Origin of the sequence: Hyphomonas sp. UBA3195 (genome assembly GCF_002366485.1) — a bacterium.
Classification (GTDB): domain Bacteria; phylum Pseudomonadota; class Alphaproteobacteria; order Caulobacterales; family Hyphomonadaceae; genus Hyphomonas.
Genome location: NZ_DEXB01000022.1, coordinates 24,408 through 38,308, shown reverse-complemented (window position 1 = coordinate 38,308; position 13,901 = coordinate 24,408). Strand labels below are relative to the sequence as shown.

The 13,901-nt window shown below is 59.8% G+C and carries 12 protein-coding genes; 8 read left to right on the top strand and 4 right to left on the bottom strand.

Annotation, left to right across the window (positions count from 1 at the left end; genetic code table 11):
* The first annotated feature begins 138 nt into the window (after positions 1–138).
* The 3 genes from B2344_RS07890 to cobT all read left to right on the top strand — a co-directional run bounded on the left by B2344_RS07890 (position 139) and on the right by cobT (position 4,913).
* Positions 139–1,800 (top strand): amidohydrolase, encoded by a 1,662-nt coding sequence (locus tag B2344_RS07890; RefSeq protein ID WP_290484963.1) that lies wholly within the window; start codon positions 139–141, stop codon positions 1,798–1,800.
* Positions 1,801–1,904: 104 nt separating this feature from the next.
* Positions 1,905–2,888 carry a cobaltochelatase subunit CobS gene (gene cobS / locus B2344_RS07885; protein ID WP_290482353.1) on the top strand — a complete coding sequence of 328 codons (984 nt, stop codon included), beginning with the start codon at positions 1,905–1,907 and terminating at the stop codon, positions 2,886–2,888.
* A gap of 27 nt (positions 2,889–2,915) precedes the next feature.
* Positions 2,916–4,913, top strand: a complete 1,998-nt coding sequence (gene cobT / locus B2344_RS07880; RefSeq protein WP_290484961.1) for a cobaltochelatase subunit CobT — start codon at positions 2,916–2,918, stop codon at positions 4,911–4,913.
* A gap of 2 nt (positions 4,914–4,915) precedes the next feature.
* Here the strand turns inward: cobT and B2344_RS07875 are convergent, their stop codons facing one another.
* Positions 4,916–5,812 (bottom strand): hydroxymethylglutaryl-CoA lyase, encoded by an 897-nt coding sequence (locus B2344_RS07875; RefSeq protein WP_290480358.1) that lies wholly within the window; start codon positions 5,810–5,812, stop codon positions 4,916–4,918.
* Between the two features lie 29 nt (positions 5,813–5,841).
* On the opposite strand from B2344_RS07875, the gene B2344_RS07870 reads away from it, so the two are divergent.
* From B2344_RS07870 to B2344_RS07855, 4 genes are read left to right on the top strand one after another with little or no spacing between them, the layout of a single operon-like run.
* Entirely contained in the window at positions 5,842–7,035 is a 1,194-nt protein-coding gene (locus B2344_RS07870; protein WP_290484960.1) for a CaiB/BaiF CoA transferase family protein, read from the top strand.
* 48 nt (positions 7,036–7,083) lie between these two features.
* On the top strand, positions 7,084–7,479 hold the full coding sequence (gene hisI, locus B2344_RS07865; RefSeq protein WP_206991853.1) for a phosphoribosyl-AMP cyclohydrolase: 396 nt from the start codon (positions 7,084–7,086) through the stop codon (positions 7,477–7,479).
* Positions 7,480–7,523: 44 nt separating this feature from the next.
* Positions 7,524–8,399: an N-acyl homoserine lactonase family protein gene (locus B2344_RS07860; RefSeq protein ID WP_290482416.1), complete on the top strand. Its 876-nt coding sequence runs from the start codon at positions 7,524–7,526 to the stop codon at positions 8,397–8,399.
* A gap of 8 nt (positions 8,400–8,407) precedes the next feature.
* A complete protein-coding gene (locus B2344_RS07855) occupies positions 8,408–9,244 on the top strand; it encodes a glycoside hydrolase family 16 protein (RefSeq protein WP_206991855.1) in 837 nt (278 codons plus the stop codon).
* A gap of 26 nt (positions 9,245–9,270) precedes the next feature.
* Here B2344_RS07855 and B2344_RS07850 read toward each other — a convergent pair whose 3' ends face one another.
* Entirely contained in the window at positions 9,271–10,971 is a 1,701-nt protein-coding gene (locus tag B2344_RS07850; RefSeq protein ID WP_290480360.1) for an acyl-CoA dehydrogenase family protein, read from the bottom strand.
* Positions 10,972–11,184: 213 nt separating this feature from the next.
* Between B2344_RS07850 and B2344_RS07845 the strand changes: the two genes are divergently transcribed.
* Positions 11,185–12,036 (top strand): hypothetical protein, encoded by an 852-nt coding sequence (locus tag B2344_RS07845; RefSeq protein WP_290484959.1) that lies wholly within the window; start codon positions 11,185–11,187, stop codon positions 12,034–12,036.
* On the opposite strand, the gene B2344_RS07840 is transcribed toward B2344_RS07845, so the two are convergent.
* A complete protein-coding gene (locus B2344_RS07840) occupies positions 12,033–12,842 on the bottom strand; it encodes an SDR family NAD(P)-dependent oxidoreductase (RefSeq protein WP_290484958.1) in 810 nt (269 codons plus the stop codon). The genes B2344_RS07845 and B2344_RS07840 overlap by 4 nt on opposite strands.
* A gap of 66 nt (positions 12,843–12,908) precedes the next feature.
* Positions 12,909–13,856: a glutathione S-transferase family protein gene (locus B2344_RS07835; protein ID WP_290484957.1), complete on the bottom strand. Its 948-nt coding sequence runs from the start codon at positions 13,854–13,856 to the stop codon at positions 12,909–12,911.
* Positions 13,857–13,901: the final 45 nt, after the last annotated feature.

Genomic DNA, 13,901 nt, shown 5'->3' with positions numbered 1-13,901 from the left:
CCTAAGGTCTGGCCCTTTTGGGCTGATGAGATTTGAAAGCGCGCGCGGCACAGGCTGCGCGCGCTTTTTTACGTCCATAATCTGGCAGCGGGCGCCCGTGCGTGCCACACATGGTCCCGTCTTGGAGGGAATGTGATCATGCGGGTATTGGGTTTTGCACTGGCGTTGGGGGTTCTGGCAGCATGCCAGCCGGGCGGGGCTCCGCAATCTGAAACGGATGAGACGCAAGCGCTTACCGTCTTTACCGGGGGCATAATTTACACCGGGGTCGCTGACCAGCCCACCGCTGACGCGGTGGTCGTCGGGCCTGATGGCCGGATCGTTGCCATTGTGCCGCCCGCCTCGGCCGACTGGAGCGAAGACGAGGTCACGATTGTTGATCTCGGAGGCGCAGTCATGTTTCCGGGATTCACCGATGCCCATGCGCACCTGATGGGGATTGGCCAGCGCGAACTGACGCTTAACCTGGAAGGCACCGCCTCTGTAGATGAACTTGTCACCCGCACCGAGGCAGAGATCCAGGGCAAGGCTCCTGGCGAAATCCTGTTTGGGCGCGGCTGGATCGAGACCGGCTGGCCGGAAGGGCGCATGCCCTCCGCCGCAGACCTCGACGCGGTCAGCCCAGATAATCCGGTGATCTATACGCGCGCGGATGGCCATGCCCTGGTGGCCAACACGTCCGCGCTGAAGGCGGCCGGCATTTACGATCTGACCGAAGACCCTTCGGGCGGCCGGGTGGAGCGGGATGACAGCGGCAAAGCGACGGGCATTGTGATCGACAATGCGATGGGCCCTGTCTTCCAGCTGCTTGCGGCCCCAACGGAAGAAGATGTCGAGACGGCTCTGGAGGTTGGCGCCAATACCTATGCCAGCCGGGGCTGGACCGGCGTTCACAATATGAGCGTCAGCGCATCCCAGGCGCCCATCATGGCCCGCCTCGACGGGGAAGGGCGCCTGCCGCTGCGCGTTTACAATGCCTTCGACGTGGACGCCTTCGAAGTGGCGGAGTCCCGGAAGTTCGAGACTGACACAGTCACCAATCGCGCTGTGAAACTCTATATGGACGGCGCCCTTGGCAGCCGGGGCGCGCTGTTGATCGCACCCTATTCAGACCAGCCGGACACCAATGGTCTCTCCTTGCTCGATACGGAGTCGCTCCACGACTTGATGATGAAAGCCAAGGGCGCAGACGTCCAGTTGGCCATCCATGCCATTGGGGACCTTGCAAACCGGCACATTCTCGAAACCTTCGAGGCGCTGGGGAATGGCGATAAGCTACGCTGGCGGATTGAACATGCGCAGATCTTTGCGCCGCAGGATGTCGCGCGCGTCGGAGAGCTGGGCCTGATTGCCTCCATGCAGCCATCTCATGCGATTGGCGATTTGAAGTTCGCCCCCTCACGGCTCGGTCTGGACCGGTTGGCCGGCGCATATGCCTGGCAGGACATGCTGGCCGGGGGCGCCGTGGTTGCTGGCGGCTCGGACGCGCCGGTTGAAGTCGGCTCACCCCTGATCGAATTCTATGCGGCGGTGGCCCGGCAGGACCTCGACGGCAATGCGGGGGAGGGGTGGCACCCTGAACAGGCCCTCTCGCGGGACCAGGCGCTGGCCCTGTTCACGTCCGCCGCCGCCTTCGCAGCTTTCCAGGAGGATGACCTCGGCACGATCGAAGTCGGCAAGATTGCGGATTTCTCCGTCTTCGACCGGGATTTGATGACGATTCCTGCCGCTGAAATCCTTGATGCACAGGCCCGAATGACCATCATTGGCGGGGAAATCGTCTGGCAAGCTGCTGAATGAGTTGCCGCGCGGCGGACCAAACCCACATTTGACCCTATGTCACGCTTGGCGGAAGCGTCAGGTGTGATAGGTCCATCAATGCAATAGATGACGAGACGCATGCCATGACTGTGATGAGTGATACCGATGTGCTGGACGGCATGGAGCCGACCGTAGAAATCAATGTTCGCGAGGTTTTCGGCCTCGACACGGACATGGTCGTACATGGGTTCAAGACACGCACAGAATATGTGCCAGCGATTGACGAGGCCTATCGCTTCGATCCTCAGACGACGATGGCGATCCTGGCAGGATTTCAGCACAATCGCCGCGTCATGGTGCAAGGCTATCACGGCACAGGGAAATCGACCCATATCGAACAGGTGGCCGCGCGCCTGAACTGGCCGATGATCCGGGTCAATCTCGACAGCCATGTCAGCCGGATCGACATGGTCGGCAAGGATGCCATTGTCCTGAAGGATGGCGCGCAGATTACCGAATTCCGCGAAGGCATCCTGCCTTGGGCCTTGCAGCGCCCTGTGGCGATCACGTTCGACGAGTATGATGCCGGCCGGCCGGACGTGATGTTCGTGATCCAGCGCGTGCTGGAAGCTAGCGGCAAGCTGACCCTGCTCGACCAGAACCGCGTCATCGAGCCAAATCCGTATTTCCGCCTGTTCGCCACGACCAACACGGTTGGTTTGGGTGACACGACCGGCCTCTATCACGGCACGCAACAGCTGAACCAGGGCCAGATGGACCGGTGGAGCATCGTGACCACGCTGAACTATCTGGAACATGATGCTGAAGTGGAGATCGTGAAGTCCAAGGCCACGGGCGTGGATGAAGACACGCTCGCCAAGATGGTGACGCTGGCCGACCTGACCCGGAACGCGTTCATGAGCGGCGACCTCTCCACAGTGATGAGCCCGCGGACCGTGATCACATGGGCTGAAAACTTCGCCATCTTTGGTGATCTTGGCCATGCGTTCCGGATGACGTTCCTGAACAAGTGCGACGAGCTGGAGCGGCCTCTGGTGGCAGAAATGTACCAGCGCTGCTTCGCCGAGGAACTGCCTGAAAGCGCCCTCATGGTGAGGGTCGCCTGAGCCGGAGCCCCGCGCTAAGTCACAGCCATGTCCAAAGACACCTCTCCTCAGGAATTGTTCAAGCAGGCGCTGGCCACCACCACGAAAGCGATGAGTGCAGACCGTGATGTCGAGGTCGGCTTTGGCAATGATGTGGGCGGGGACGGTGAGACGATCACGCTGCGCACGCCGCCACAACAGCTGGAACCCCATATCGCTGCGCGCATTCGCGGCGAGGCAGATGCCATTGCCCTGCGTCGTGCGCACCACAATGCTGAGGCACATTTCGCGCATCGTCCCGGCGGGGATTTGCCCCGCAAGGTCTATGACGCGGCTGAACAGGCGCGCATCGAAAGCCTGGGCGCCAATGCCATGCGCGGTACGGCCGACAATCTCGACGCTGTCCTAGACCATCGCTGCCAGTCCGGCGAGTTCGCGATGGGCGCAGAAGACGCTGAGGCGGTGCTCGCGCCGGCGCTCGAATTTCTGCTGCGCGAGAAGCTGACCGGGCGCGCCTTGCCGGACAGCGCGAAACGCGTGGCCGATGTCTGGCGCGAACGGGTCGAAGCCGAAACTGGGGGCGCAATTGACCGTCTGATCGCGCAATTGCACGATCAACCCGGCTTTGCATGCACAGTACGCGATATGATCCGGGACCTGACCGCCTCCGATGCGCCGGGCGAAGACGTGGAAACGCAGGAACAGGACGATTCGGAACAGTCCGAAGAGAATGAACAGCCCTCTGAAGGCGATCAGGACATGGAGTCCGAAGAGCAGATGGGTTCTTCCGCCGAGCAGATGGATGCGGGCGACACCGAGGAAATGGAGGGCGAGGAATCCAATGTCAGCGTCGACATGGATGTCGACGCCGAGGCCGATGACACGCCTGATGATGATGAGGACGGGACCAAGCCGCTGCGCCCGAACTTCAAGGATGGCGATGATCGCGACCGGTTCAACTACAATGTCTTCACGCGCGAGAATGATGAAGTCGCCAATGCGCCAGACCTCTGTGACGCTGAGGAACTGACGCGGCTGCGCGCCTATCTCGATCACCAGTTACAGGGACTGCAGGGCGCGGTGTCCAAACTTGCCAACAAGCTGCAGCGACGTTTGATGGCACAGCAGAACCGCTCCTGGAGCTTCGATCTTGAAGAGGGCGTGCTGGATACGGCCCGCCTGACGCGTGTGATCACCGACCCGACAGCGCCGCTCTCCTTCAAGCAGGAAGATGATTCGGAGTTCCGCGATACGATTGTGACGCTATTGCTGGATAATTCCGGTTCCATGCGCGGCCGGCCGATCATGGTGGCGGCGCTGTGTGCGGACATTCTGGCCCGCACACTGGAGCGCTGCGGCGTGAAAACGGAGATCCTCGGCTTTACGACAAAGGCGTGGAAGGGTGGCCTTTCGCGGGAGGACTGGGTCAAGGCTGGTAAGCCCGCCGGACCGGGGCGCCTGAATGACATTCGCCATATCGTCTACAAACAAGCTGACGCCCCATGGCGCCGGGCGCGGCGCAATCTGGGTCTGATGATGCGCGAAGGTCTGCTGAAGGAAAACATCGACGGCGAGGCCTTGCTATGGGCGCACGATCGGATGCTCGGGCGACCGGAGCAGCGTAAGATCCTGATGGTGATTTCTGACGGCGCGCCGGTGGACGATTCCACACTGAACGTGAATGTCGGCAACTATCTTGAGCGCCATCTGCGGCAGGTGATCGAAGAGATTGAGACCAAGAGCCCTGTGGAGCTGATCGCCATCGGCATCGGCCATGACGTGACACGTTACTACAAACGCGCCGTTACGATTGTGGACGCCGAACAGCTCGGTGGTGCGATGACGGAGCAATTGGCTAGCCTGTTCGACGAGAACGCTCCAGAGCCCAAGGCGATGGCCATTCCGCCTCTGACGAACAAGACAGTGCGCGGCGGCAGCGCCGTCTCAGGCGCCACCAGCGGCGCGCCAAGCTATGGCAAGAAAGTCGATCTCGGCCGGGCCGTGAAGGCGACGACCCTTACTGAAGTGAAGGGCCCGAAGAAGTAGGGTCAAGTGGGAAATCCGCCCGCCTTGCTGAGTGACGACGCAATCGGGTGCCCCAACACTTTTTCCAGCCAATGCGATGTCTCGATCAGCTTGCTCAGGTCCAGTCCAGTTTCGAAGCCGCCGCGCTCCAGCATGTAGACCACATCCTCGGTGGCCACATTGCCTGTCGCCGCCGGGGCAAACGGACAGCCGCCAATGCCGCCACAGCTGGCATCAATGACATCGACCCCGCAATCAATGGCGGCCGCGACATTGGCGAGCGCTGCGCCACGTGTGTCGTGGAAGTGCATGCGCAAATAGACATCCGGTGCTTCCATGCGCACGCGCTCGATCCGTTTGCGGACATCCCACGGGTCGGCCACACCAATCGTGTCACCCAGCGCCAGTTCGCTGACGCCCGCGCGCTGGGCCTGCGCGGCGAGATTGCCGACCAACTTGATGTCGACTTCGCCGTCGAACGGATCCCCGAAGGCAACCGATATCGTGGCGGACAGAGGGATGCCTGCCTCCAGTACGAGCGGGGCAATCTGCAGCAGGGCGTCCGCGCTGTCCTGCGGCGTCATGCCCTGATTGCGCATGCCGAAGGCTTCCGAGGCCACGAGCACAAAATTGATCTCGTCAGCCTTGGCGTCGATGGCGCGGCGCACGCCTTTTTCGTTCAGGGCCAGCGCGATATGGCGCGTCGGCTTTGATCGGTCGACGCCTGCAAAGACCGCAGCAGAATCCGCCATTTTGGGCACGGCCTTGGGGCTGACGAAGCTGCCGGATTCCATCCGCCGAACGCCGGCCTCTTCCAGCCGGGCAATGAATTCCAGCTTCTGTTCGGTCGTCAGGTCGGCCGGATCATTCTGCAGCCCGTCGCGCGGGCCGACTTCTACAATGTCGATGCGTCTTGTCATGATGCCTATGTAATGTGCATTGAGGACAAATGACAGACTCCAAACGCCCCCTGGATGGCCTGCGCGTCATCGAACTCGGTCAACTGATCGCTGGCCCCTTCTGTGGACAATTGCTCGGTGACTTCGGCGCCGAAGTGATCAAGGTCGAGGCGCCCGGCTTGCCGGACCCGGCCCGGGGCTGGGGCGCGGTCAAGAAGGATGACATCGGCCTGTTCTGGCCGATCATCGGTCGTAACAAGAAATCCCTGACGATGAACCTCCGCGTGGAGGCGGGGCAGGCGATCCTGCGCGAACTGGTGAAGACCGCCGATGTTCTGGTCGAGAATTTCCGGCCGGGCACACTGGAACGCTGGGGGCTCGGCCCGGATGTGCTGCATGAGCTCAATCCGCGCCTCGTGATCACGCGCGTCTCAGGCTATGGCCAAACGGGCCCCGAAAGCCACAAGGCGGGTTATGCCAGCGTGGGTGAAGCCAAGGGCGGCCTGCGCTACCTGATCGGCGAGCCGGACAGATTGCCCGCGCGAGCCGGCGTCTCCCTCGGCGACACGATGACTGGCACCTTCGCGGCGCTGGGCACGATGATGGCCCTGTTCGCGCGCGAGAAATCGGGGAAGGGGCAAGTGGTCGATGCGGCCATCTATGAAACCGTCATGGCCTTCATGGAAAGCCTGATCCCCGAATACGCCCTGATGGGGCATACGCGCGAGCGCAGCGGACCGATCCTGCCGCGGATTGCGCCGTCGGGCGTCTATCCATGCAGCGATGGCATGGTCATCATCGGCGCCAATCAGGACTCCCTGTTCCGCCGCCTCTCGGCCATGTGCGGAACGAAATGGTCTGACGATGCACGCTACGCAACGCATGATGCACGCGGCGAGAACCAGTTGGAACTGGATGAAATGATCTCGAACTGGACGAAACAGCGCACAATGGCAGATGTGCTGGCAACTTGCGAAGAGAATGGCATTCCCTGTGGGCCGGTGAACCGCGCCAAGGAGATGCTGGAAGATGCACATATTGCGGCGCGCAATGCCATCATCCGCGTGGCCCATCCGGTTCTGGGCGACGTACCGATGCAGGGCGTCTTTCCTAAACTGTCCGATACGCCCGGCGGGGTGGAAGAAACGTCTCCAAGCCTGAGTGAGCACACAGAGAGCATCCTTGCAGGCCTTGGATTCAGCGCGGACCAGCAGGCGGCGCTGCGCGCGCAGGGCGTCATTTAGGGCGAATCTTGACTGGCTCACCGGCGTCATTTCGATTAAGCCGCCCTCATGACCGATTATCCCGATCCCCTTTCCGGCAGTGCGCAGGACGAGACGCTTGAGCTGCGCCCGAAATTCAATGCGGACGGCCTGGTTGCCGCCATCGCGCAGGATGCCGGAACTGGCGAAGTGCTGATGCTCGCCTGGATGAATGCCGACGCGCTTGCGGCGACGATCGAGACCGGGCGGGCAACCTACTGGTCCCGTTCGCGCGGAGCGCTATGGGTCAAAGGTGAAACGTCCGGGCATGTTCAGGACGTCATCGAGATCCGTATTGATTGCGATCAGGATGCTATCCTGCTGAAGGTCAACCAGACAGGCGGTGCCTGCCATACAGGGCGACCCAGCTGTTTCTACAGGATTTTGTCTCCAGATGGACGCAGTCTGTCTGTTGCCAACAACTGATACTTGAGATTGAATTTGCTGGAAGACAGAAGGGGGCCTCTGGCATGCGTCTTATCACTATAACTGCGGCAGTATCCGCACTGGCACTCGCGAGCGCATGCGGGTCAGAATCGCCTGCATCTACCGAGGCAACATTAGAATCGCCACCCGAAACACAGCAGGAAGCGGCGCTGGAAGTCGATGTGCTGGATTGCGGAACGATTGAAGTGTCTGACCTCGACGCGTTTTCGTCTGCCGGCGACTATGCCGGTGAGACTGACACGTTCACCGATTCCTGTTTCCTCGTGAGGCATCCTGATGGCAACTTGCTCTGGGATCTTGGTTTGCCAGGAGTGCTGGCTATTGCGGGCCCCCAAACGCAGCAGATCTTCACGGTTTCGCTCGAGCAGACAATTACCGAACAATTGGCAGATAGGGGGATGTCCCCAGACGATGTCGACTACGTGTCCATCTCTCACAGCCACTTCGATCATATCGGCCAGGCCGATCAGGTCGCGGGCTCGACTTGGCTGGTGAGCCAGAAAGAACTCGACGCCATGTTCGGGGAAGGGGCCGAAATTGCCCAGGAGCAGCAGGCGCTGTTTTCATTGTTCGCCCCCATGGAGCAGAAAGTCTTCGAAGACGAACTTGATGTTTTTGGTGATGGGAGCGTTGTGATTTTCGAGACGCCCGGACACACGCCGGGCCATACATCCCTGCAATTGATGATGCCGGAAACCGGCCCGGTCCTGTTGACCGGGGACCTCTACCATCGCGCTGAAAGCCGCGAGCTGAAGCGCGTTCCCCGGTTCAACTCCGATGAGGCCATGACCGTGTCGTCAATGGAGGCATTTGAGGCGCGTGCGGATGCCCTGGGCGCAAAGGTCATCATACAGCATGAACCTGCGGACATTGACCCCCTCGAAGGTAAAATTCAGTGAGATTTCGTTTGAAGTCGTTTCCAATCGTTGCGGCCATCGTAATGTTGGCGTCGTGCTCAACTGCGACCAATTCATACTCGGCGCTGGACCAGCCCAATTCGGGGTGGTCGCTGGTTTTCCGGGACGAATTCAACGGACACGGAAAGCCTGATCCTGAAAAATGGATATCGCAGGAGTATAATCGCAAGAAAAATCCTGACGGCCCGGATGGCTGGTGGCTCAAGGATAATGTCAGTCTGACAGGATGGGGCCAACTCGAAATCAGCGCGACGCAAATCCCGAATCGCAATCCTGAAGAGGATGACGATCCGTATGACTACGCATCCGGCATGGTTTCCACCGAAGGCAAATTCGAAACGACGTTCGGCAGGTATGAAGCCCGCATAAAATTGCCACAGGATCCGGGTTGGTGGCTTGCCTTCTGGCTGTTCGCGGATGAGGTCCACCGAGTGGATGGATCGGGAGAGGACGGAACCGAGATCGACATCGTTGAAGCCTTTGGCTGGACTGACAAGATCAGCTATGCGCTTCACTGGGATGGGTACGGAAAACGCCACAAGACCAAGAACAAGCGCGAGTTCCACCCGGGAATTCGGAGTGGGTGGCACGTCTTCGCGCTGGAATGGACTGAAACCGAATATACATGGTTCGTGGACGGAGAGCAGGTCTGGCAAAGCGCTGCGGGCGGCGTGTCGAAAGTGCCCTTATGGGTGAAGCTATCCGGCGAGATAAGCACGCAGTCGACAGTGGCCCACAAATGGTGGTCCAACGTGCCGGATAACAAGCGCTTACCTGATCGTTTCCTGGTTGACTGGGTCCGGGTGTACGAACGAGAAGCGCCGTAGGGTGCGGTGCACCCTACGGATTCCTTTTAGTTTCCGCTTTCGATCAGGCGACGGGCAATAACCATGGCCTGAACCTCGCCAGCGCCTTCGAAAATGTTCAGAATACGAGCATCTTGCAAGATGCGGCTGATTGGGTATTCCAGCGCAAATCCGTTTCCGCCATGAATCTGCAGGGCGTTGTCAGCTGCAGCCCAGGCGATCCGTGCGGCAAGCAGTTTCGCCATGCCGGCTTCAAGGTCGCAGCGCTTTCCGCCATCCTTCTGGCGCGCCGAGAAATATGTCAGCTGGCGAACACCCACCAGTTCTGCGGCCATCATGACAAGCTTGTTTGAAACGCGCGGGAAGTCAAAGATCTGTTTGCCAAACTGGTTGCGATCCAGCGCATATTGAAGACCGGTTTCAAACGCATTTTGCGCAACGCCAATGGCGCGGGCCGCAGTCTGGATGCGAGCGCTTTCAAAGGTCGCCATCAGGTGCTTGAAGCCTTGGCCTTCGACACCGCCAAGCAGGTTCTCGGACTTCACCTTGAAATCATCGAATCCGATTTCGTATTCCTTCATCCCGCGATAGCCGAGGACTTCGATCTCGCCGCCGGTCATGCCGTCAGCAGGGAAGGGGGCGTCGTCTGTTCCGCGCGGCTTCTCCGCAAGCAGCATGGAGAGACCAGAGAAATTGTTTGTGGCGGGATCAGTCCGGGCCAGCAGTGTCATCAGATCGGCTCGCACGGGATGCGTGATCCATGTCTTGTTGCCTGTGACACTGTAATGAGAGCCGTCGTCGGACTTCACGGCGCGTGTCCGCAGCGAGCCAAGGTCAGAGCCGGTATTCGGTTCAGTGAAGACGGCCGTTGGCAGGATTTCTCCGCTGGCTATTTGCGGCAACCAATGGGTCTTCTGGTCGTCCGTTCCGCCAATCAGGATCAGCTCCGCCGCGATCTCTGACCGGGTGCCGAGAGAGCCGGTGCCGATGTATCCCCGAGACAGTTCCTCTGAGACTACGCACATGGCAATCTTGCCCATGCCAAACCCGCCAAACTCTTCAGGGATGGTCAGGCCAAACACACCAAGCTCGGCCATTTCATTGACGACCTCCATCGGAATGTACTCATTGTTCAAGTGCCACTCATGGGCATGGGGTTTGATCTTGTCGGACGCGTATTTGGAAAATTGTTCGCGAACCATCGACATGGTTTCGTCCAGACCGGTTTCTTCAACCGTGTTCCGGCTTAGGGCGTCAGGTAGGCATTCAGCCGCAGCAGCCATCACAGCAGGGGTTTTTCCATCAATAATCAGCTGCTGGACGACCGGCGTCGCGAACAGGGCATCAGCTTCCGCAACGATGCCCAATTCGTGAGGGCGGATCACTTCGCCCTGATTCATGGGTACTCCACCAATCAGTTGAGCGCAGTATTCGCTAAAGAGAATTTGTGTCAGGAGCGCTTCGGTCGTGCTGAATTTGCCCTCTTGCTCCAGACGCGCGGCCCATTCGGCTGTCTGGCGTAGCGTTTCAGCATATGTGCCCAGCCAAGACAGGCCGTGGGCCATATGTTGCTGGCGTTCGAGTGCAGCCCGGTCAGGACGGCCATCCGCCTTGGTCAGCGCTTCGCGGCATTTGCCACGTGCAACGTCTACATAGGCGTCGACGGCTGCGCTCGCATCCTTGATGACAGCAACAAGGTTTGGAATTATCGCAGAATTCAGGGCCGGACCCTCAACAGCACCATCCATTCGAATTTCCTCCACTGGACTTTATTTTCGTTGAGTATAGGGCGCAGGTGGCGGCAAGTCATATATATTTTGTGCGCTGCAACAAAACGTCTCGGTTCGATGTCATGTAAAATTGAAGGATCACACCGGGTATCCTTGCGTTAACCGAAACTTCGGTTCCGGCTTTCTAAATGGCCCTTTCTGCCGCCACTTCCTAACGGAGCCGCCTCACATATGAACCCTTATGAACGTTTCCGCATTGTCTCGGGCTTCCTGGCGTCCAGCGCGGTGCTGGCGAGTGTCCTGGCATTTGGCCCGGTTGTGCGCCAGACCATTGTTGACGCCGCCGGTTCCAGCCAAGTCGCACAGTGGGCCGGACTGATAGGCTCGGGTGTGATGCTGCTCGTGATCTGGTCTGTTCTGTCGGGTGTCCTCCTTCCGGGTGTTCTAAAGATGGGGGTGCTGCGTCGATGGGTCCTCGGCCGTGCTTTCGTGGAAGGCAGTTGGATTCAGGCTGAACGCGGTGGCCCAAATGGTCCACGCCTGGCAATCGTTTCAATGAAGCCCGCATACCCCGGCATCCTTGTGACCTCCTCGACCCTGACTCGCATGGGCGAGATTGAGAGCGGCCTGCATGCAGAATTCCACCAAATCAGCTGGCCCAGACTGGACTTCAAGTTTCGCGAAACCTTGCCATCGGATTCGGGCCGACAAGCCGAGGGTTTTGGCGAGATTCAGTTTGACCTGACCGGAGGCGCCCCGCGCCGGTATGCCGGCTGCTTGCAAGTGGCGGGTATGGACAAGCGCATCAAGACAGAAGGCATCAAGCTGACATCCTGGAAAGAGCGCCGGCAGCTGCGCTCCCTTGAGGGCCGTCGGGACGTACTGTCCAAATACTGGTCAGCCTTTTTCGAGGGGCCAATCGTGACAATTTCCCGCGATAGCGACAGGTCCGATTCCGGAGAGGCCAAGCGGTCCGGCAAAGTCGAAATCCTGCGTCAGCGTGGCGCGAAGGATTGGCGCAAATCGGACACCACGCCGACGGCTGATCGCATTCGCGATGGGTTTTCAGCTTCTTCCGACTAATCCTGACGCCGGATCGTCCGGCTCTGGCGCCGCATGATGGCCCGACCGATGGGTTCCGGCATGATGCGAGTCAGCGTGGCAAGACTTTTGTTGACGAGCCCCGGCACCACAACCGGTTGGCCGCGATTGACCGCATCAATGCCGGCTTTCACGACAGGCGCAGCCTCCATCCACATTCGCTTGCTCATCTTGTTCATCTGCTCGCGCGTGCCGTTCACGTCATGGAATTCACTATAGGTAAAGCCGGGACAGAGTGCCGTGCAGTGAATGTCCGCCCCTTCAAACGCGTCGCACTCGGCATTCAGGCTTTCGGAGAATTTGATGAGGCCCGACTTTACGCTGGCATAAAGCGTGTGCCCATTGCTGCCGGCGGCGTAGCCCGCAAGGGAGGCGACATTGATGATCCTGCCATAGCCGCGATCTGCCATGCCTGGCAGCACTTTGTGTGCAAGCTCGATCGGAGCGGTGTAAAGTACGCGAATGAACTCTGCCTGTGACTTCCAACTCGTATTGAAGAAGGTGCCCGGCAGGCCATAGCCCGCATTGTTGACCAGCGCGTCGACATGGCGGCCCTGCTCGGACAGCGCGGAGATGATCTTGTCCGCGGAATTGGCGCGCGCGAGGTCCTGCGCGATACAAATCGCGCGAATGCCAAACTTCTCTTCCAGCTCTGCGGCGAGGTTGGTTAGCCGATCTTCGCGGCGTGCGGTGAGCGCAACATCCCAGCCCAACGCGGCGTACTGGCGGGCAAACTCAGCCCCAATTCCCGCTGATGCGCCCGTGATAAGGCAAAGTCGCCGGTCCATGGCCGTCTCCGTCCGAATTGCTGATGCTGGCGAGACTAGCGGCGCGCGCCCGGCATGCAAGGCAGGCTAGACACGCCGGACTAGGAAGCCCGCGCGTGGGAAATGCACATGCACTGTTTCCGCCTCTGGTGAAGTGCGTTGGAGAATGACGCGCTGGGAGTCGGCGTGGACGAGTTCCCCTTTCACCCAGACCTGGCCATAATCATCGGGCGCAACGGCGACGTTTTCGCCCGGAGCAAATTGTTGCGGTTCGTTGCGGGTGGTCGCCGCCACGAGACGCGGCGCCGCATTCAGGCCGATCTCGAGGGCTTCTGCAGAGCTGATCGTGTCCGGGGTTTGCCCTTCAAACTCCTTCAGCCGCTCGAACCAGGCCTTGGTCAGGTCCGCTGTCTCGAAACATTTTTCGACGAAGTCGGGCAGATTTTCATACATGAACCAGACATTCATGTAGGCGTGAATGTCCACAAGGCCCGGTTTCATGCCGATGAGATAGATGCCGGACCCAGCGCCCTTGCCGCCCTGCAGGCGCTCTTCCAGCAGCATGAGTCGGGCCCGCCATTGGTCGCGCATCATGGGGGCAACAGCTTTCATTGCATTGGTGTCGAAGGGACGACCCGACAAGGCTTCGCGATCCTTCCGGAACGCATCCGGTACGCTGTCGCCTCGCTCACCAAAGATGACCGCGACCGAGCTTTGGAACCAGCGGCCATCGGTCCAGCCGGCGACCATTTGGGCGAGGCCCTCATGACCGGGCAATTTGAGTGCCGGCATGGGGAAGCGGGCTTCGAGTTCACGCAGGATGATGGCGGTATCGCAAAAAATGTCAGCGCCGATCTGAAGGACGGGTGTCCGGCGATAGCCCCCCGTCAGCGGCATCAGGTCTGGCCGAGGCATGATGACTGGAATTTCGACCCGGCTATAGGCGAGATTCTTCAGGCGCAGCGCGAGGCGGATTTTCTCTGCATAGGGTGACGTGGGATATTCATGCAGGATAATACTGCGCGCATCTGCCATTCTATTTCTCCCAGCCTTCTTTTTATTGGTCCCTATTCTTGCCGG

Bases quoted from the DNA above. Each gene is read 5' to 3' on its own strand.
- B2344_RS07890 (WP_290484963.1), top strand. From the start codon at position 139: ATGCGGGTATTGGGTTTTGCACTGGCGTTGGGGGTTCTGGCAGCATGC.
- cobS (WP_290482353.1), top strand. From the start codon at position 1,905: ATGACTGTGATGAGTGATACCGATGTGCTGGACGGCATGGAGCCGACC.
- cobT (WP_290484961.1), top strand. From the start codon at position 2,916: ATGTCCAAAGACACCTCTCCTCAGGAATTGTTCAAGCAGGCGCTGGCC.
- B2344_RS07875 (WP_290480358.1), bottom strand. From the start codon at position 5,812: ATGACAAGACGCATCGACATTGTAGAAGTCGGCCCGCGCGACGGGCTG.
- B2344_RS07870 (WP_290484960.1), top strand. From the start codon at position 5,842: ATGACAGACTCCAAACGCCCCCTGGATGGCCTGCGCGTCATCGAACTC.
- hisI (WP_206991853.1), top strand. From the start codon at position 7,084: ATGACCGATTATCCCGATCCCCTTTCCGGCAGTGCGCAGGACGAGACG.
- B2344_RS07860 (WP_290482416.1), top strand. From the start codon at position 7,524: ATGCGTCTTATCACTATAACTGCGGCAGTATCCGCACTGGCACTCGCG.
- B2344_RS07850 (WP_290480360.1), bottom strand. From the start codon at position 10,971: ATGGATGGTGCTGTTGAGGGTCCGGCCCTGAATTCTGCGATAATTCCA.
- B2344_RS07845 (WP_290484959.1), top strand. From the start codon at position 11,185: ATGAACCCTTATGAACGTTTCCGCATTGTCTCGGGCTTCCTGGCGTCC.
- B2344_RS07840 (WP_290484958.1), bottom strand. From the start codon at position 12,842: ATGGACCGGCGACTTTGCCTTATCACGGGCGCATCAGCGGGAATTGGG.
- B2344_RS07835 (WP_290484957.1), bottom strand. From the start codon at position 13,856: ATGGCAGATGCGCGCAGTATTATCCTGCATGAATATCCCACGTCACCC.